Origin of the sequence: Psychrobacter sp. AOP5-GZ1-6 (assembly GCF_052376345.1) — a bacterium.
GTDB lineage: Bacteria > Pseudomonadota > Gammaproteobacteria > Pseudomonadales > Moraxellaceae > Psychrobacter.
This window is the reverse complement of the sequence record NZ_JBQSVP010000004.1, coordinates 1-18,337: the sequence shown is the minus strand read 5'-3', so window position 1 is coordinate 18,337 and position 18,337 is coordinate 1. Positions and strand designations below refer to the sequence as shown.

The 18,337-nt window shown below is 41.7% G+C and carries 14 protein-coding genes; 5 read left to right on the top strand and 9 right to left on the bottom strand.

The genetic code is table 11. From position 1 onward, the window contains the following. Positions 1 to 225: 225 nt before the first annotated feature. Positions 226 to 1,500 carry a hemolysin family protein gene (locus ACT3RN_RS01285; RefSeq protein ID WP_192519153.1) on the bottom strand — a complete coding sequence of 425 codons (1,275 nt, stop codon included), beginning with the start codon at positions 1,498 to 1,500 and terminating at the stop codon, positions 226 to 228. Positions 1,501 to 1,714: 214 nt separating this feature from the next. Beyond that, positions 1,715 to 3,406, bottom strand: coding sequence for an NAD+ synthase (locus tag ACT3RN_RS01280; protein WP_192519154.1), 1,692 nt, complete (start codon positions 3,404 to 3,406; stop codon positions 1,715 to 1,717). A gap of 851 nt (positions 3,407 to 4,257) precedes the next feature. Between ACT3RN_RS01280 and ACT3RN_RS01275 the strand changes: the two genes are divergently transcribed. From ACT3RN_RS01275 to epmA, 3 genes are all read left to right on the top strand, one after another. After that, a complete protein-coding gene (locus ACT3RN_RS01275; RefSeq protein ID WP_192519155.1) occupies positions 4,258 to 5,385 on the top strand; it encodes an AI-2E family transporter in 1,128 nt (375 codons plus the stop codon). 81 nt (positions 5,386 to 5,466) lie between these two features. Continuing rightward, positions 5,467 to 6,570, top strand: a complete 1,104-nt coding sequence (locus ACT3RN_RS01270) for a 4-phosphoerythronate dehydrogenase (RefSeq protein WP_192519167.1) — start codon at positions 5,467 to 5,469, stop codon at positions 6,568 to 6,570. 54 nt (positions 6,571 to 6,624) lie between these two features. Further along, entirely contained in the window at positions 6,625 to 7,680 is a 1,056-nt protein-coding gene (epmA, locus tag ACT3RN_RS01265) for an EF-P lysine aminoacylase EpmA (protein ID WP_192519156.1), read from the top strand. 125 nt (positions 7,681 to 7,805) lie between these two features. Here the strand turns inward: epmA and ACT3RN_RS01260 are convergent, their stop codons facing one another. The 6 genes from ACT3RN_RS01260 to ACT3RN_RS01235 all read right to left on the bottom strand — a co-directional run bounded on the left by ACT3RN_RS01260 (position 7,806) and on the right by ACT3RN_RS01235 (position 13,021). After that, positions 7,806 to 8,438 (bottom strand): NAD(P)H-binding protein, encoded by a 633-nt coding sequence (locus ACT3RN_RS01260; protein ID WP_192519157.1) that lies wholly within the window; start codon positions 8,436 to 8,438, stop codon positions 7,806 to 7,808. A gap of 188 nt (positions 8,439 to 8,626) precedes the next feature. Continuing rightward, a complete protein-coding gene (locus tag ACT3RN_RS01255) occupies positions 8,627 to 9,076 on the bottom strand; it encodes a YaiI/YqxD family protein (RefSeq protein WP_192519158.1) in 450 nt (149 codons plus the stop codon). Beyond that, positions 9,076 to 10,422, bottom strand: coding sequence for a 5-(carboxyamino)imidazole ribonucleotide synthase (locus tag ACT3RN_RS01250; protein WP_192519159.1), 1,347 nt, complete (start codon positions 10,420 to 10,422; stop codon positions 9,076 to 9,078). The genes ACT3RN_RS01255 and ACT3RN_RS01250 overlap by 1 nt, the downstream gene beginning before the upstream one ends. A 173-nt stretch (positions 10,423 to 10,595) precedes the next feature. Next, positions 10,596 to 11,156 (bottom strand): 5-(carboxyamino)imidazole ribonucleotide mutase, encoded by a 561-nt coding sequence (gene purE, locus ACT3RN_RS01245; RefSeq protein WP_192519160.1) that lies wholly within the window; start codon positions 11,154 to 11,156, stop codon positions 10,596 to 10,598. 89 nt (positions 11,157 to 11,245) lie between these two features. Then, positions 11,246 to 12,220 (bottom strand): metallophosphoesterase, encoded by a 975-nt coding sequence (locus ACT3RN_RS01240; protein WP_192519161.1) that lies wholly within the window; start codon positions 12,218 to 12,220, stop codon positions 11,246 to 11,248. Positions 12,221 to 12,412: 192 nt separating this feature from the next. Beyond that, complete coding sequence (locus ACT3RN_RS01235; protein ID WP_192519162.1) at positions 12,413 to 13,021, bottom strand: rhomboid family intramembrane serine protease; 609 nt, start codon at positions 13,019 to 13,021, stop codon at positions 12,413 to 12,415. Positions 13,022 to 13,458: 437 nt separating this feature from the next. Here ACT3RN_RS01235 and ACT3RN_RS01230 point away from each other — a divergent pair, with 437 nt between their 5' ends. Both ACT3RN_RS01230 and ACT3RN_RS01225 read left to right on the top strand, forming a co-directional pair. Beyond that, positions 13,459 to 15,030, top strand: coding sequence for a hypothetical protein (locus ACT3RN_RS01230; RefSeq protein WP_444518396.1), 1,572 nt, complete (start codon positions 13,459 to 13,461; stop codon positions 15,028 to 15,030). Positions 15,031 to 15,328: 298 nt separating this feature from the next. Next, positions 15,329 to 16,906: an OmpA family protein gene (locus tag ACT3RN_RS01225; protein ID WP_192519164.1), complete on the top strand. Its 1,578-nt coding sequence runs from the start codon at positions 15,329 to 15,331 to the stop codon at positions 16,904 to 16,906. Between the two features lie 113 nt (positions 16,907 to 17,019). Here ACT3RN_RS01225 and nagZ read toward each other — a convergent pair whose 3' ends face one another. Continuing rightward, positions 17,020 to 18,105: a beta-N-acetylhexosaminidase gene (gene nagZ / locus ACT3RN_RS01220; RefSeq protein ID WP_192519165.1), complete on the bottom strand. Its 1,086-nt coding sequence runs from the start codon at positions 18,103 to 18,105 to the stop codon at positions 17,020 to 17,022. Positions 18,106 to 18,337 lie beyond the last annotated feature (232 nt).

Below are 18,337 nucleotides of genomic sequence, written 5' to 3'. Positions count from 1 at the left end.
TGTTTATAGATTCATGGGCTAAGGCAGGTCTTCAATTCAATCGATAGTCATCTGAATAGAGCAACAATGGTTAGATATTGCTAAACATCATCCAATAGCTGGTCAATACGCCCTAATATTATCTGCGCTATTTTCTTGTTTGACGGTGATTGGTCTCATCGTTATCAGCATTTTTAAAATGACGATAGGCCCTAATTTACTTGCTCATACTTAATGCTGTTTTAATCAGACAACATCATCAATGATAGTTACTAGCATTTGAGTGATTTTGAGATTATCGGTGGCGATAATTTCAAAGCGATAATTGGCATACTCAATAGTATCTGTTTTCTTTGGAATTTTGCGGAGCATATACATCATAAAGCCACTGATAGTTTCGTAGTTTTGATTGCGTGGCAGATTGACAATGCCTAAAGTGCGAACAACATCTTCAATGGGTGTCATACCATCTATTAACCATGAATTGTCTGTACGTTGGACGATAGGCTGCTCTTCTAGAGTCACAAGCTCACCCATGACGATACTCATTACGTCCTTGAGTGTGATGACGCCTACCACTAGTCCATACTCGTTAACGATAACGGCAAAGTCAGCCCCCATGGATTTAAACATCTCTAGTACTTCAAATAAAGACAAGGTATCAGGCACGAAGAGTGCAGGCATCAATAACTCTTTGCTTGTCAAACTGACTTCTTGCTGATTGAGAATCAATGCTAAAAAACTGCGTGACTCGACATAACCAACAATATGCTCTAAGTCATCGTCATGACAGACCAAAAATTTGTTATGCGGTTGATCAATCATAACCTCGACAACTTTTTCAGTGCTCGTTTTGGTATCAAAGTAAACAATATTTTCGCGTGGGTTCATCACCGAGGTGACCGTGCGCTCTTGCATATCAAAAATGTTTGCTATCAGGTGATGCTCTTGTTTCTTAAGCACACCAGCTTCGGCACCAGCATCCATCACGGCATAAATATCTTCTGGTGTCATATCATCCTGACGTGTGGTTGAGATACCAAGCACTTTAAAGAGAACATTAGCTGCACCATCAAATATCCAGATGACGGGTTTAAAGATAAAAATTAACAGCATCATGGGTCGTACGAGTCGTACAGCGATTGTCTCAGTGTTTGACATTGCCAATCGTCTAGGCATCAAGTCAGCAAGTAGAGAAAATAAGCTGGTAATCAACACAAATGATATAACCGATGACACCGCTTCATTATTAAACAATATTCGTAAGTAAGGGCTGACAGCTGATTCTCCTATTGCACCAGCCGAAATAGCCACAGCGTTCAACACTACTTGTACGACCGTGATAAAACTGCCAGGGCTGTCCTGCATTTTTAGGACGTCAAGTGCACGGACATCGCCTTCTTTTGCCATGATTTGTAGCTTAATTTTGCGACCTGCTGCGATGGCAATCTCAGCAGCAGAGACAAAGGCACTTAAGGCCAGCAATAAAATAAGAAAAATACTAGCAGTTAGCAAACTCATGACATACTCGGTAAAAATAGGAATTAACAATGAAAGTGGTGAATGATAAAAGGAAATGATGGTTTGTAAAAATTCAACTTATAGAACCTAAAAAAGCTGGGTAAGCACCCAGCTAGTCATAGAGCAATCCGGTTTTCTATAAAAAAGGTAAGCTATCAGTGCTGCCCAAATTTCAGGTAATAGAAATTGGACAAGCACTGATATTTAATCTTGTTTAGCCTTTTATTGACCATTTATTGACTAATGGATAGCGGCGCTCACGTCCAAAAGCTTTGTGGCTGATTTTGGTGCCGATCGGTGATTGCAAACGTTTGTATTCGCTATTGTCTACCATCTGGATGACCTTTGCGACCATTGCAGCATCGAAACCTTTATCAACGATATCTTGATAGCCCATGTCCTCATCGATGTATGACATGAGGACATTATCTAGTACATCATAGTCAGGTAAACTGTCCTGATCTTTTTGATCTGGACGCAGTTCAGCTGATGGTGGGCGGGTGATGACGCGCTCAGGGATGACAGGAGTGTCTTCTAAACGATTGCGATAACTGGCTAATTTATAAACCTGTGACTTATAAACATCTTTTAGTACATCAAAACCACCTGCCATATCACCATATAATGTTGAGTAACCCACCGCCAGTTCGGACTTGTTACCAGTGGTGATCACTAAATGACCAAACTTATTGGATAATGCCATCAAGACAACACCGCGTGCACGCGCTTGGATATTTTCTTCAGTGGTATCTGCAGGAGATTTATTGAACAGTGGTGCTAGGGTATGACGGATGCCTTCTACGGCATCAAATATAGGACAAACCGTGTAAGATACATTCAAGCGACGTGCTTGCGCTTGTGCGTCTTCTAAGCTGATTTGAGAGGTGTATTCATAAGGCATCATCACAGCATATACCTTGTCAGCACCCAAAGCATCCACGGCGATACATAGCGTTAAGGCTGAGTCGATACCACCTGATAGACCGACGATGATGCCTTTGAATCCTGAGTTGTTGACATAGTCGCGTAGGCCCACAACAAGCGCCTGATACATCTCTGACTCACGGCTCAGTGTCAACGGTTCTTTATCTTGGTTATCAAACTGGGCTGTTTTGACGTCTAAAGTAGCTAGAGTCAACTGGTTCATAAAGCGAGGAGCTTCGTGTGCAACACTGCCATCAGCCTGTATTGCCATAGAGCCACCGTCAAACACCAAGTCATCTTGGCCACCAACAGCGTTGACATAAATGATTGGTAAGTTGTTTTCGCGGCTGCGCTTGGCAAGCATTGCTTTACGATTTTCTTGTTTTTCGATTTCAAAAGGAGATGCATTTAAACTAACGATTAGATCTGCACCTTGCTTTTTGAGATCAGCAGCAGGGCCTTTTTCCCATAAGTCTTCACAAATCAGTAGACCGATGGTGATACCTTTATAGTCAAATAGAACTTGATTACGACCTTTATCAAAATAACGACGTTCATCAAAAACGCCATAGTTTGGCAAGATTTGCTTATGGTAAAAGCCTTTTTGATGACCATTGTGTAGGATAGCAGCAGAGTTGAATGTGCCATGATGATCGACATGTGGATAGCCAACAATCATCACGATATCATCAATATCGCTTAAACTAGAGAGAGCATTTTTGACGCGACCTGATAAGCTTGGGCGTAGCAGCAAATCTTGTGGAGGATAACCCAATAGTGCGAGCTCTGGGAAGATAATGACATCCGCGCCTTGATCGCGTGCTTCTAATGCTAATGAGCGCATTTTGTCGGCATTGGTAGTGATATCACCAACCAAAAAATGTGACTGAGCCAAAGCAAAAGTAACGGTTTCTTGTGATTTCTTAGTCTTACTGGCCTCGGTTGAGGGATTTATATTGGGATTATCAGTGTCTTTTGACATTGTTATTGTTCCTATCGATATATTATTTAAAATTTGGTGGGTCAGTATTGATTTAAAATAAAATCATAGTCATCCGAAGTTAACTAAAAATAGCACTTTTTCATATTGAGTTCTAATAGTGAATCTATATGATGAGCTTAAATGATGCATAAATTATTACATAACGCTTGCGAGATACAGTGTTTACGAAGGCTTACGCATAATATCCAAAATTATGGAGCCACTCTAAAGGTTATATCTTATGATGGTCTATAGAGGGTCGATAAAAGAGGGTTGTGGCATATAGTTTGATAAAATCGGTGGCAGTGTAATGGTTAAAATAAATAAGACCATACAGACCTAACTATATTGAAAAGCTTAAAATAATTGCTTTAGTATAACATCAATTGTCGCTACAAATAGAACGCGCCAGTGAATTAGCTCACAAGATATTGCTATAGCATGTCAATGTAAAATGGGCTATTAGGGCATTGTTTTTATACATTAAACCGATGTACTCATTTTTATCTGCTAGTGTTCTAGTCTGGTAGGCTAATGCGCAGAAAGTTGTAAGTAAAGATTACAACATAGCGTTATATAGTTACTGGATTTTATTGCATAATAAGTGCTGATAATAACTTATGGTTTATCCTGCTTTGGTCAAAATTGTAGTCGGTAAATATGTTACGGTACTCTATGATTTAATACTTGCAAAGTAGGCTTTAAAGCATGTTCTTATTTAGTTGATTGATAACCCTCGCTAATGGATGCCACTAATAGACAAGGTCTATAAGTTGCGCTCCATCTCACATTTATAAACTCGTCAGCGGAGTCATAATAGGTCTTTGCTGTCTGCAATTGGTTTATACGCTATGATTGAAAATTGGACAAAAGAGTTTATTATTCAGCGCTTATTGGCCATTACTTTATTGGTCGTGCTGTTTGTATTGTGTTTTCAAGTGATACAGTTTTTTATCGTGCCAGCACTATGGGCAGCTATTTTAGCGTATGTGACTTTTCCAGTTTATAACTTTTTTTATGAAAAGGTGAAGCTGAGTCCCAATTTTAGTGCTGCCATCATGACGATGAGTATCTCTTTAATGATAGGTATCCCACTTGTTATTGGCGTATTTATTCTACAACAAGAAGCTTTAAGTTTAATCAGTCACTTGATATATCGTATCAAAGTTGGCTATTTAGATGTGCCGGACTCTATTAAGGACTTACCTATTGTAGGTCAGCAGGTCAAAGATGTACTGTGGAGAATTAATAAAAATCCTGAAGGAACGCTAGAAGCCTTTCGTGTTTGGGTGCAGTCACATTTATATTATGGAAAAGTAGCATTTGATGTGGTGTTTAGTAGCCTTGCCAAGCTAGGTATGGCGCTGATGACGTTATTCTTTTTCTATCGTGATGGCACCAGTCTTATTCGCCAAATCCGCCAAGCATTACGCAATATTATTGGTAATCGAATTGATGGATATATCGACTCTGTGGGTACGACCACGCGTGCTGTAGTATATGGTATTGGTCTAACTGCATTAGCGCAGGCGATGCTTGCGGGCATTGGTTATTATTTTTCTGGCGCACCAAGTCCTATTTTATTGAGTATATTAACCTTTATTATTGCACTAATTCCATTTGGCACGCCGTTCGCTTGGGGCGGTGTCTCTATTTGGTTGATGAGTCAAGGGCATACGGCAGAAGGTATTGGCTTAGCATTATGGGGCGTATTAATCATTAGCTGGGTTGATAATCTAATCCGTCCTATTGTTATTAGCGGCGCGACCAAAATCCCATTTATTATTATCTTTATTGGGGTACTAGGTGGTCTGACAGCATTTGGCTTTGTTGGCTTGTTTATTGGTCCTGTGGTACTGGCCATCGGACTTGCAGTTTGGCGTGAATGGATATCGCAGCATAAAAATGAAATATTTGCGCCACAAGAGATGGTGTTGTCCGATAGCCAAGCATCACCACCAGTAAATGAACCTAAATAAAGCTATTTCTATAGAAAAGCTATAGCTGTTCGACTATGTTATTAATTATGTGGCAAAACCATGAAGGGTAGGGTAAATACTATTAAACATATTACTATTTTGGCGGATAGCAATATCGCCAGTTTGGACAAGTTTTTTAACGCATCTACACTTGCTCAATCATCAGAGCAGGCTGTAGATATCATCACTGTTGCTGGACGAGATATCAATGCATCATTACTTGCAGAAGTGCAGCCTGATGTTTTATTAATCCGTTCGGTGACGCAAGTAGATGAGGCATTGTTGGCTGGTAACAATAGTGTGCAATTCGTTGGTTCTGCAACCATCGGCACCGATCACGTTGATCAAGATTACCTAATGCAGCGTCGTATCACTTTTGCCAATGCTTCAGGTTGTAGCAAACACTCTGTCGCGCAATATGTATTGACAGCGGTTCTAACGTTGCGTCCACAGTATTGGCAACAACCTATGACCCTTGGTATTATTGGCTTGGGAAATATTGGGAGTACACTTGCTCAGTATGCCAGTGATTTGGGCTGGCAAGTCTTAGGTTATGATCCACTATTACCAAAATCCAAGCTTAATAATGCGAGTTTAGAGCAGGTGCTCAGCCAAAGCGATGCGGTTAGCTTGCATGTACCTCTGACAAATGAGAAAGGTGATGCGCATCCTGGAGGTAGCAATTATCCAACACGGCATATCATTGATGCCGACGCATTGGCCATGATGCCTGCTGATACAATACTCATTAATAGTGCGCGTGGACCTGTAATTAATGCGGATGCGCTGGTAGCAGATATTGAGCGTACTGGGCGACAAGTAGTGCTTGATGTGTTTGAGCATGAACCTCAGATTGCAGAGCCTTTATTATCCAAGCTTATCTTTGCTACACCGCATATCGCTGGCTATACGCTAGAAGGTAAGCTGCGTGGTACGCAAATTATTTATGATGCGCTATGTGAAAAGTTAGCAGTCACACCTGTTCAGTCAATGCAGGCATTACTACCGCTTAACTTATTTCTATGGTCTGAATTAAAGGCGCATCCAGACAGACTAATAAAGTTTTATGATATTAGGCAAGACGATGCCTCCTTGAGAAGTAAGGAGGTCGATGGGCAGGTAAATGGTACTGATTTTGATGGATTAAGACGTGATTATCATTTACGTCGTGAATGGCAGTTTTAAAAATCAAACACTCAATTACCAAACTGATTATTTATCAATCGTAGTAGACCACAAATGACTCAAGCAAATAACATTTCTGCGCAGCCTATTACTTCTAAGTCTATCAGTTCTAAGCCTAGCTACGCACCGACCATGGCATTATCTATGGCGCAGCAGCGTGCGCGGTTTATAGGCAATATCCGTCAGTTTTTTGCTAAAAAGCAAGTGTTAGAGGTGCAGACACCGCTATTGTCACAAGCCGGTAATACCGATACTTTTTTGCAGTCAATCGCGGCACAAGTCACTTATCAAGACAAACCACAGACCTATTATTTGCACACATCACCTGAATTTTCGATGAAGCGTTTATTGGCTAGCTGGCAGGTACCTATCTATCAGATTTGTCCTGTTTTTCGAAATAATGAAATAGGCGTGCAGCATAACATTGAATTTACGATGCTCGAATGGTATCAGCCAAATTATAGTTTGGATGATATGGCAGTTGAGCTTGGCGAGTTATTAGAAGTGCTTTATGGCAGTTCTGTAGTGATGAGTCACTATCGTTATGTCGATGCCTTTATGGATTTCGTCGGTATACATCCACTGACAGCCAGTCTTGGCGCATTACAAGCAGTGGCAGAAGATAAGGGTTTAACAGGCTTCGACTTTAACAGTGAGGCGAGTAGAGCCGTGGATACTGAAGAAGATCGACGTCAAAGTTGGTTGGACTTATTGTTTAGTCATGCAGTCGAGCCCAACTTGGGACATGATTTACCAACCTTGATTATTGAGTACCCACCAGCGACGGCGGCTTTGGCAAAAACGGCATTAGATAAAGAAGGTAATCGTATTGCCAAGCGTTTTGAGTTGTATATTAATGGCGTAGAGATTGCTAACGCTTATGACGAGTTAGCAGATGGACAAGCGTTGAGAGCGCGCTTCGAGCAAGATAATGAGTTGCGTCAGCGTCATAATCTACCACAAATGCCAATCGATGAGCATCTACTAGCGGCGTCTGATGATTTGGTACCTAGTAGCGGTATCGCAGTTGGTATAGATAGGCTGCTAATGGTCATTACAGGAGCTAGCAGTCTAGAAGAAGTCATCCCCTTCCCAAGTGGTTTGGCATAGTTACTCTCTAATAGTTACTCTTTAGAGGCTAAATATTATTACTCATCTAATAATATAATCTCAAATAACAGCCATAAAAAAGCGAGTAAACCTTTCGGCCTACTCGCTTTTTTTTGCTTTAGTGATTATAACTGTGCGATAGCATCGTTAATAGCCGTGTCACCATTGCTCATGCTAAAGACTTGCTTGATGGTGTTGTCAGCATTTAGTACAGTGGCTAAGGTAGCAGCGACATCTTCAATTGAGTTCTCACCTGCGTCATCACTGTTAATAGTAATTTTGCCAGTTGCCTCACGCTCTTTCAGCGCGCCTGCTTGGACTATGGTGTAGTCCAAAGTGCTGTCGTTGATTAACCATTGGTCAGCATAGTGTTTACAGATATAGTATTCTTTTAGGTCGGCAATTCTATCCCATTTACTGGTATCTAATGAGAATACCGTGCTGAGCATGATATAACGTTTGATACCTTTGTCTTGCGTTGCTTGGATGGTTTTGACTGCACCATGCAGATCCACTTCTAAAACGTCTTTACCACCAGAGCCTGCAACAAAATAAACGGCGTCGATATTTTGGTCTATTTGCGTTTGAATGTCTTCTTTTTCAGCAGTAATGTCTAGGTCTAGTTGACTGTATTTTTCATCGTCAAATAGTTTTTTATCTTGACGAGTAGTACCTATCACTTGATGATTGTCAGCCAATAACTGCTTAACCAAATCTGTACCCACTCGACCGCTTGCACCAATTACTAAAATTTTCATAATCATTCCTATTCTTATATGCGTTGTCTTTCGTATAAACTGTATTTTTTAAAATAAATATCGAAAGTAATATCAAAAACTGATTATAGGTTAACAAAAAAATCGGCACGCTTCGTTATGAAGCGTGCCGATTACATAGTGTTTGGTTATAGACTGTATAGAGATTGAAAGAAATACAATGTTAGAAGTTAACGTACCAGTTTATTTAATCCATCGGCAAAGGCTTTTTTGTCACGATCACCGTAAGGCTTCTGTCCGCTCATCTCTTGTAGCTCTAGTACACCAGTACCACGCATGGTGTCCATAAAATCACGCATATTAAGCTTTTGCTTAATATTGTTTTTGTCATAGACCACACCGCGAGTGGTCAAAACCATGCCACCTTTGTCCAATATATCGTTGGCTAAAGGTATGTCGCTAGTAATGGCCAGATCGCCCGGTTGTATTTGCTCAACGATATAGTCATCTGCTTTGTCAAATCCTGACGGCACCACTGTCATAGTGAGCAGTGGTGACTTGCGCAGTTTAATTGGCTGATTGGCAACGAATATCGCCATGGTTTGTGTGCGTTCAGCTGTTTTGATAATCAAATCTTTGGCGATCAATGGTACTGAGTCTGCATCCACCCAAATCTGCATTATTTCTTAGCCTTATTTTCTTTTGCCGCTACAGTCTTATCGGATGCGGCAGTCTCATTGCTTGATTCAGCATTTTCCACAGGTTTTTCAGCATCAGCATGCTCATGATTATCTAACGTTATTGGCTGCTCATCAGCTGCCACTGATTTTTTCTCAAGTCCCATTTTATTGGGTAGAGTCGCGACGAGCTTGGCTAGAGCCGGTTCTAAATCTGCCACATCATTGGGCATTAAAGTAATATGCGCAATTTTACGATCGTTACGTTCGGCTTTATGATAGCTATGATAGTGTACACCATCGATATTTAGCACGGCGCTGATGTCAGGATATTGCCCCAAGACATTGAGCATAATCGCTGGATGGACATTGTCTGTATCACCTAATGGCAGATTGACCACCGCCCGAATATGATTTTCGAACTGGCTAGTAATTGCGCCTTCGATACTCCAGTGCCCAGAGTTATGGACACGTGGGGCAATTTCATTGGCAAGTAACGTGTCATGACCACGTGCATCTTTGGTCACAAACAGCTCAAGCGCCATCACACCAACATAGTTTAGATGGTTCATGACAGTGGTAATGGCATCTTGAGCTTGCTTAAATAAATGGCTAGTACCAACAGCAGGGGCTTGGGTTTTGGCTAAAACACCTTGATGATGATGGTTTTCGACCAAATCATAACAGCGAACCTGACCGCTTTGTGCACGTACAGCGATAATAGATAGCTCGCGGCTAAAGTCAATAAAACCTTCGGCAATCAATGGTACTGGCGTTGGTGTCAGAGAGCCTTTACCTGTGACCGCATCTTTTAATTCTTGCCAAGCAGCTTTGATATCGCTGTCTTGTTTGATGACGAACTGACCTTTACCATCATAACCACCGCGACTGGTTTTTAGGACGATAGGCAAGCCCAGCTTGTCACATGCTTGCTGCAATTCTGCTTCAGAATTGACAGCCATAAAAGGTACTGTGGCGATATCAAGGTCATTAAACATCTGCTTTTCTTTGAGACGGTCTTGTGCGATATCAAGAGCCATTAGCGGCGGAGACATGCCATGTTTTTTACCAGATTTTGATAACTCAGTAAGCTGTTCGACAGTAGATGTCGGTGTGTTTTCGAACTCAAGAGTAAAAACATCAGCGGCTTCGATAAATGCTGCTAATTGTTCACTATGAAAGACGCGTCCATATAAGCTGGCAGGGCAGTCAGCGTTGTCTTCTAAAAAAACACATTGATAACCAAGCGGCAAGGCGGCTTCGGCAAGCATCATACCAAGCTGACCACCGCCTAAAATACCGATGGTACGAATGGTTTGGGTAACGGGATAAGCGTTTGCTGTAGTCATGGTAAGCTCTTTGAGTAAAAAAATATTGGTGTATTAAAATAGGAAAAGGTGCACTGTATGCACCTTGTATTAAATAAATCTTAGTATTAAGTAAAACCCATCTAAAAATAAATATCAAGTGAATAAGTTTGGTGGTCACTTTGCTTGAGCTAAGAATAATTAGCTATTGATGATTAGTTATTGATGATACCGGGTGTTGGGCTGGCTAGAATGGTTTCGGTTTGCGTCTCACGTAAGCTGTCTAGTTTAGTCGCAATGGTCTCATCGTGTAAGGCTAAAACTTGAATCGCAAGCAAAGCAGCATTATAAGCCCCTGCTGTACCAATCGCTAATGTCCCAACAGCGACACCTTTTGGCATTTGTACGATAGACAGTAAGCTATCCCATCCGCTGAGCATCGATGATTTTACAGGAACACCAAAGACAGGTAGCGGCGTTTGGCTGGCGCACATGCCGGGTAGATGCGCAGCACCACCTGCACCAGCGATGATCACTTGTAAGCCCTTACCTTTTGCATTTTTGGCATAATCAAATAATCTATCAGGGGTACGATGTGCTGAGACTACTTCGCACTCAAAGGCAATATCAAAGTCTGCGAGTAGTTGTGCCGCACCGCTCATAGTTGCCCAATCAGATTGCGAACCCATGATGATACCAACTTTTGGTTGACCAGCAGGAGAAGTGATAGGTCCGTTTTGTTCAACAGTGTTAACAGTCGCTGATGTGGTGCTCATGCTTTGATATCCTCAAAAAGACCATCATACAAAAATTTTGCCGTCTTCGTAAAGCCAAGTTTACTTTTTAATACTATAGATGAACAATCTTATTGGGATTGTCGACCTATATCAATGTTTTCATCATGTCGATGTTGTACGAAGTTTTCAGGTTTGAGTGGTAAAGGCTGCTGAGTATCGAGCTGATAACAAGTAAGGTAGCCGCTATCTACTGCAGCTGAATAGTCGGTACAGACAACCTTTTGGCTAAGTGGTTCAGGCATACCCGTTAACCAGTAATGACCAACAAAGACAGGTTTGTGCGTCTTTATGGCAAAGTTGATGTTTTCGGCCATCGCATCTTTGGGGATTTGTGCCATGGCGGATGAAGGCGCACGTGCAATCTCATGCAGTGTGCGTGACTCTAACTCATCAAGCCACCAACGTACCCGTACCCGTGAGCGTTTAGTGCCTTCTTTATCAGTCATCACCAAACCATCAGGTAGTGGTGTTTCTACACCTTTTAATACTCGCTCTAAGGCATCGAACTGTGCGGTGTCTTCTTTGGCGGTAGCGATTAAACCTTGTGGCGTTAGGCAGTTGGCATCAGTCAATAATGGTTTTAGCATCGTCATACTATCTACATCCCAGCAAGCATGTACAAAGCAGGCATAATCAGTTTCGATCCACAATGGAATCTCATACAACCGTTGTAGCCAATACTGATGAGCTTCGGAATCAAATGGTAGTTCTGCTAAAAATGCCTCATGCTGGCGTACATGCACCTCATTGTGTGAGCGCAGATATTGAGTAGGGTTATCAGGATCGAGCGTGGCAAAAGCCAGTGCATTGTACTCATGATTACCCATCACCGCATCAGCCACACCAGCATCTAGCATGGCAAAGACAATCTCTAGTGTCGCTACCTGCTGTGAACCACGGTCGACCAAATCACCGATGAATAGTGCACGATGACCTGCGGGCGGCATAAAGCACGTACCATCATGCACGTAGCCTAATTGTAGTAGTAGGCCGACTAACTTGTCTGCATAACCGTGAATATCACCGATAACATCTATAATCATAATTAACTATTACATCTTAATATATAAAAAAAGTGAGTAGTTTATAACAATACAATAGGGTTGGTCATTATCTGCCAGAATTTCAGAATTTCAGAATTTCAGAATTTCAGAATTTCAGAGTATCAGAGTATCAGAGTATCATGACTTGAGAGCATCATGACTTTCGAGCATCATGATTTTAAAAAGTGGCTGCTAAAGACTAGGCGACAACAAAGCATTGATAAAATGTAACAATATGCGCGGATCTAGAATAATCGTGGCTATTACGCCAAAAGCACCGCCCCACATATGCGCCATGTGATTAATGTTTGAACCACCACGTTTATCTGCATAGATGCTATAAGCGACATAAGCGACAGCAAATAATATGGCTGGAATAGGAACAACGGCAAACAAATAGATTTTTTCCCATGGTGCGAGCAGAATAAAAGCAAATAAGACAGCTGACACACCGCCTGAAGCACCAAGGCTCAAGTAACTGGCATTTTTTTTATTTTTCAGGTAGCTTGGAATCATTGCAACAATAATGGCCAATACATAAAAAATCACAAAGCCATAACCAAATAAAAATGACCGATACAACCCTTCAATCGCGCGTCCAAAAAAATACAAGGTAAACATATTAAAGAGCAGGTGCATACTGTCAGCATGAATAAAGCCATGCGTTACAAAGCGATCCCATTGGCCGTTGTTTACCGCTGGTGGATAAAAAATTAGTCGATTAAACAAGGTTTTGTTTTGCCATGCTAATAAGCTGACAATAACGGTAATGATAATAATCAGGGTCGTATGATCGAACAACGGGAAATCCTTAGGCTACGCCTGATATGGAGCAGCACTATAAATGGCGATGTGACAAATAATTAATAGTGAATTATTGAGCGCTAATATTAACAACAAAGTTATACTAATAGTAGTTATGATGCTATGAAAAAACTATTGTGCGACAAAACAATGCACTTTTATGCTTTTATAGTCAATAATATAGCAATGTGTCAGACATAGTACGTAATGCTTCGTATGATGACCGTAACGATGACTGCTGATTTATGACTGGCTCTAATATAGTCACAGCACTCTAAAATGGCCATAAGACAGCCGGCTTCAGATTGTAGAAGTAGTGCCTTTAGAAAAGGTAGCACTGTAGCAGTTTATGGTTTTCTGACTATATATAAAATAATAATGACCACCTCATTCTTTTTCAGATGTAAAGCAAAGGCCGCAAGAGGCAATAATTTATGAGTATTATCGACCAATTAGAAAAAACCGTTACTCCTGCTGTATTAGGGGAGTGTGATAGTAAGGACAGCGTGGCTTATGTCAGTCTACTTGAGCAGTTTTATGCCATTTTAGCAGCGCGCCTCGCGTTGCCAGAGATTTACTCGCAATTACTTCGCACAGAGGAAGTTACAGACCAGTCGCTTTTCAAACAGTTATGGTCAGAAAATGATATGCAGCAGGTTGTCATCCAAGAGCTAGCAGCGACACATCATATTGACGATTCGATTACTGAACAGTTACTTATAAACTCAGCACCATTGGTTTATAGCGAGCTTAAAATATTGGCCAATGGCCAGTTTTTACCAGCATTCCTGCAAGGAGAGCAGTCAGCGTTACGTAATTATTTGCCAGTATGGGCGGCAGAGGTTATCAATGCTTATCAAGACAGCGACAAACAATCTACCTCAAGCAGCATCGCAGATACCATTACTGTGCCAGTAACTGACAATCCCTCAATTACTTCTTTAGATAAGCCTGATGAGTTCAGTGCAGGTACAAGCTCAATTATCACATCGACATCGCTTGATATAGAAAATACCACGGCAGAAGATGATGAAATACCAGCATCTGAAGACGATTTTTCTATGAATACTGATGCGATTCATGCCAATCCTTCAGATCATCATTTGGCAGAAAGTGGTAGCAATTCGCGAGGAAAAGTACGTACCCGCAGTCAGCGCAATGATTTATTGGTCAAAATAATATTATTAATAATAGCTATTATGGCGTTAGCACTGGCGGCTTGGGCCATATTAATTAGGCCTAATAACGTTCCACCGGTAGAGCCTGTTGTGCCAGAGCCTGTCGTTGCTGCACCCATGCCACCTGTAGAAGTATTGACGCCAGTCGAGCTCAACGTTGGAATGGACAACAGTGGAGGGCTATCTAGCTGTAGTGCTGTTGTTGGCGATGAAGCGCTACAGAATGCATTGCAACAAGCACTTAATACCAGTTTAGGTCAACAAGCGAGTAATTGTGAGCTAACAGTACAGGAAGGCGTCGCTACCAGTATGGCGAACCTACCTACGGAGGTGCTGCCTAATATTTTTAATCTGCTCAGGGCTGTGCCATTTGCACGTTTAGAGTTGCAGAATGATCGTCTCACGTTGGCCGCGCCAGATAGTATGTTATTGCAACGACTGGTTACGGATATCCGCACGTTGGTGCCAGCGATGAATATAGAAAGCACGGCGCCATTGCCATTACCTGAAAACGTCAATAATAATGAAACGGCAGGCATGGACGATCAATTTGGAAATGAGGGCACAGCTCCAAATGATCAGTATGTTGAAGGCTATAACGATAGTGAGCCTAGAGATTTCCAAACTGCAGATGATGATACTGATGATCGCATGTTACCTGTACCTAATCCTAACAGTTTTGACAACAATACTCGCAGTGAGCCGACTAACAATACTCCTAGTAATGTACCGGCGAGTAGTCCACCACCAGGTCCTTTTTCAGAATCAGAAGTGGATGAAATGGCAAATACCGTGATTATTGCTGAACCTGCGCAAGTAAGACAATAATCAATTTGATAAAAAGATTAGGCTAACCGTGGTTGATTTAAGGTGATGATATAAGATTCTCTTATCAACATCACTTTATTTATAAGGATGTTTGACAATCAAAATATTATCTAACGTATCATTTGCACAACAACGTGTTGATTGTTGATGCTGACTTAATACTTTTATAATAATGAAAATAGAATTTGGTTTAGAAAATTTTATGTATAGTTGGTTTAAGTAAGATGAAAGCTTTTACTTTATATCATCATGATGTCTAACTATATCGATAAACACTAATAAATAGGGGCGTTATATTATGGATATTACCAGTCATTTGACTAGAACAGTGAGCCCAGCAGTACTAGAAGATGACCATAGTCCAGCTAAGAAAAATTTACTTGAACAGTTTTATGCTATTTTTGCGGCTCGCTTAGCGGACAGTAGTACTTATAACCGTTTTGCCGATGAAAATATCGCTCGTGATGACCAAGCATTTTATGACCGTGTATGGACCGATGGCTCACAACGTGATCAAATTGCTCGTGAGTTGGCGGGTAAGCATGATGTCGATGCGACAGCCTCTCGTGGATTGATTGCGATGGCCGCACCACTTGCCTTTTATGAAATCAAAAGTTTGGCAGGTAGTACGCCTGTGCCGCAATTTTTGAGTGATAATCTTGCCAGCTACCAACACCATATACCTGCATGGGCAAGCACTGTATTACTGGGAACTATATCAGCTAGCACAGCGGCAGTTGAAGAACCTCTTGCTGATACGGTCAGTACCACTACAGCACCACAGCCACAGCAAGAAGAGCAACAAGGTGGGTTTTTGAAAGCACTATTGCCAATCATTGGTTTGATTATTTTGAGTGCATTGGCTTGGGCGTTACTGCGTGGTTGCCAAGAAAACCCTGAGCCTGTTGCCACGCCAGCCATGTCACAACAGATAGCAGGTGCAAGTAATGTAGAAGCGGCTTCATTACGTGTGGCCACAGATGAAAACAGTGAATTGTATGCTTGTCGTATGAGTGTGGGCGATGAAACGCTACAGACCAACGTAATGGCTGCGCTCACTGCTGCATTTGGTGATGAAGCCAATAAGTGTCGTGCTGATGTTGATGATCATTTTACGGTAGACATGCCAGTAGCAGCTCAGCTTACGACTGTTTTGCCTATTCTAAAAAGTGTACCAAATGCTAGTATGATTATTGAAGGTGACACTATCACTGTCAATACGTCTGATGCGTTAGCATTGGACAAGCTAATAGCTGACTTAAAAGCAGCGGCGCCAGCGATGAAAGTGCAGGCTGAGAGGCCATTAGACTTAAAAGATGAGATAGAGAGTAGTTTGTTCGCTGCAACTAATGCGATGAAAAATCTTGGTGACAATCCAGATCCAAGTGATGTGGCTCGTGCATTAAGTGTTCAGATTATTAATTTTTCCGTAGATGACGCAACGCTGCCGGAGGTAAATAAAGAGTTACTTGATCAGGCCACCAAAATTATCGCCGAAGTGCCAGATATCAAGCTGATGATTATCGGTCATACAGATGGTCAGGGATCGGATGATCATAATAATGAGCTGTCTCGTGAGCGTGCCAACGCCGTCAAAGAATATTTAGTATCGCAAGGTGTCGATACCAATAAGCTTACGACGAGAGGTATGGGTGAGTCAGAACCTATCGCTGATAACTCGACTGAGCAAGGGCGTTTTCACAATCGTCGCATTGAGTTTGTTGTCAATGATGAGCCTAGCAGTGCGAATGATGGCATGACCATCAATAATGAGTCGCTTGATCCAGATTTAAATCCTCTTGATAGTGATAATGATGACATGCTACCAGATAGTGATGATGTTACTCAAGATATGGATGTAGACACAGCAAACTAATCTATAATATTTTGAGTGAAAATAGTTCATGATGGAAAAATCGCACTTTATAAAAGTGCGGTTTTTGTTTTTTTATATTTGCCATTCTATTATTTATGGATATTTCACAAGCCCTACTTATATGCCGTAGGGTCTTTGGCACTGTCATGATTATTTGTCGCTTGCGGCTCAGGTTTTGTGTCAAAAAAGGTTTGAGTCACATTCTGTTTGGCTTGTTGCCAATATTCAAATTGCTGGCAGGTAGATTCCAGATCTCCTTGCCATAGTGGAATATTGCCACACATGGTTTTGATACGATTTTGATTGGGGTAGGGCAACTCTTGTGCCGCTTCAGCTGCTTCATGGGCGGCGACTCGATCATTACAAACTAGTGCGATATCACAACCTGCTTCAATAGCGGCTTTTACACGTGCGCTGACGTCACCTGCTGCTTGAGCACCTGCCATACATAAATCATCAGAGAATAAAACGCCATTAAAATCGAGTTGATCACGGATAATGTCTTTTAGCCAAATCTTGGAGAATCCTGCTGGTTGGTCATCGACTTGCGAAAAAATAACGTGAGCAGGCATTAAAGCATCGAGCCATGGCAGTGTTTGTGCAAAAGGCTGCATATCACTCTGCATAATCTCGTCCAAACTACGTGTATCTACTGCTTCAGCTACGTGTGAATCAGGAGCAATGGCGCCATGACCAGGGAAGTGCTTGCCTGTAGTTGCCATACCCGCTGCTTTCATGCCGCGCATAAACTGAGTTGCCAACGCAATAATGGCTTGTGGCTCCTGATGAAAGCTACGGTCACCAATCACTTGACTAATACCATCTCTATCAAGCACAGGAGCAAAGCTCAAATCCACCCCAACAGCCAACACTTCTGTGGCCATCAAATAACCACAATCGTAAGCACAGTTCAATGCACGGTTTGGGTCTCGGTTAAATAACTCACCCAGTCTGCCCATCGCTGGTAATGGCGTAAAGCCATTACGTAGCCGAGCGACCCGACCACCTTCTTGGTCGACACCGATTAATATATCAGGATTGTGATAGCGTATATCGTCACACAATGCTCGCACTTGCGCGGCATCTGCGACGTTTCGGGCAAATAAAATAACGCCGCCAACTTGTGCTTGTTTGATTAGGCTAACATCTTCATTCGTCAGTGAGGTACTATCGATATCAATCATTAAGACGCCGTACATTGCGTAATCCTTATGGTGTTATATGATGGGTAATGCTAAAACAAGCATGAACAGTCAATATGTTCTTATTATGACAGTTATTATTAATTGAGCATAATATGGCAGACTGATGAATCCAAATCAATTTGTATAGTCAGTGAGCTACCAAACCGCTACGGTGTTATTCTCCTTAGATATGCAATCTGCAGTCGGCTGCTTTGTATCTATTTTAGAATTGTTTGACTGCAGGTAG

Coding starts and splice junctions, on each gene's coding strand:
- ACT3RN_RS01285 (WP_192519153.1), bottom strand. CDS start 1,500: ATGAGTTTGCTAACTGCTAGTATTTTTCTTATTTTATTGCTGGCCTTA.
- ACT3RN_RS01280 (WP_192519154.1), bottom strand. CDS start 3,406: ATGTCAAAAGACACTGATAATCCCAATATAAATCCCTCAACCGAGGCC.
- ACT3RN_RS01275 (WP_192519155.1), top strand. CDS start 4,258: ATGATTGAAAATTGGACAAAAGAGTTTATTATTCAGCGCTTATTGGCC.
- epmA (WP_192519156.1), top strand. CDS start 6,625: ATGACTCAAGCAAATAACATTTCTGCGCAGCCTATTACTTCTAAGTCT.
- ACT3RN_RS01260 (WP_192519157.1), bottom strand. CDS start 8,438: ATGAAAATTTTAGTAATTGGTGCAAGCGGTCGAGTGGGTACAGATTTG.
- ACT3RN_RS01255 (WP_192519158.1), bottom strand. CDS start 9,076: ATGCAGATTTGGGTGGATGCAGACTCAGTACCATTGATCGCCAAAGAT.
- ACT3RN_RS01250 (WP_192519159.1), bottom strand. CDS start 10,422: ATGACTACAGCAAACGCTTATCCCGTTACCCAAACCATTCGTACCATC.
- purE (WP_192519160.1), bottom strand. CDS start 11,156: ATGAGCACCACATCAGCGACTGTTAACACTGTTGAACAAAACGGACCT.
- ACT3RN_RS01240 (WP_192519161.1), bottom strand. CDS start 12,220: ATGATTATAGATGTTATCGGTGATATTCACGGTTATGCAGACAAGTTA.
- ACT3RN_RS01230 (WP_444518396.1), top strand. CDS start 13,459: ATGAGTATTATCGACCAATTAGAAAAAACCGTTACTCCTGCTGTATTA.
- ACT3RN_RS01225 (WP_192519164.1), top strand. CDS start 15,329: ATGGATATTACCAGTCATTTGACTAGAACAGTGAGCCCAGCAGTACTA.
- nagZ (WP_192519165.1), bottom strand. CDS start 18,105: ATGTACGGCGTCTTAATGATTGATATCGATAGTACCTCACTGACGAAT.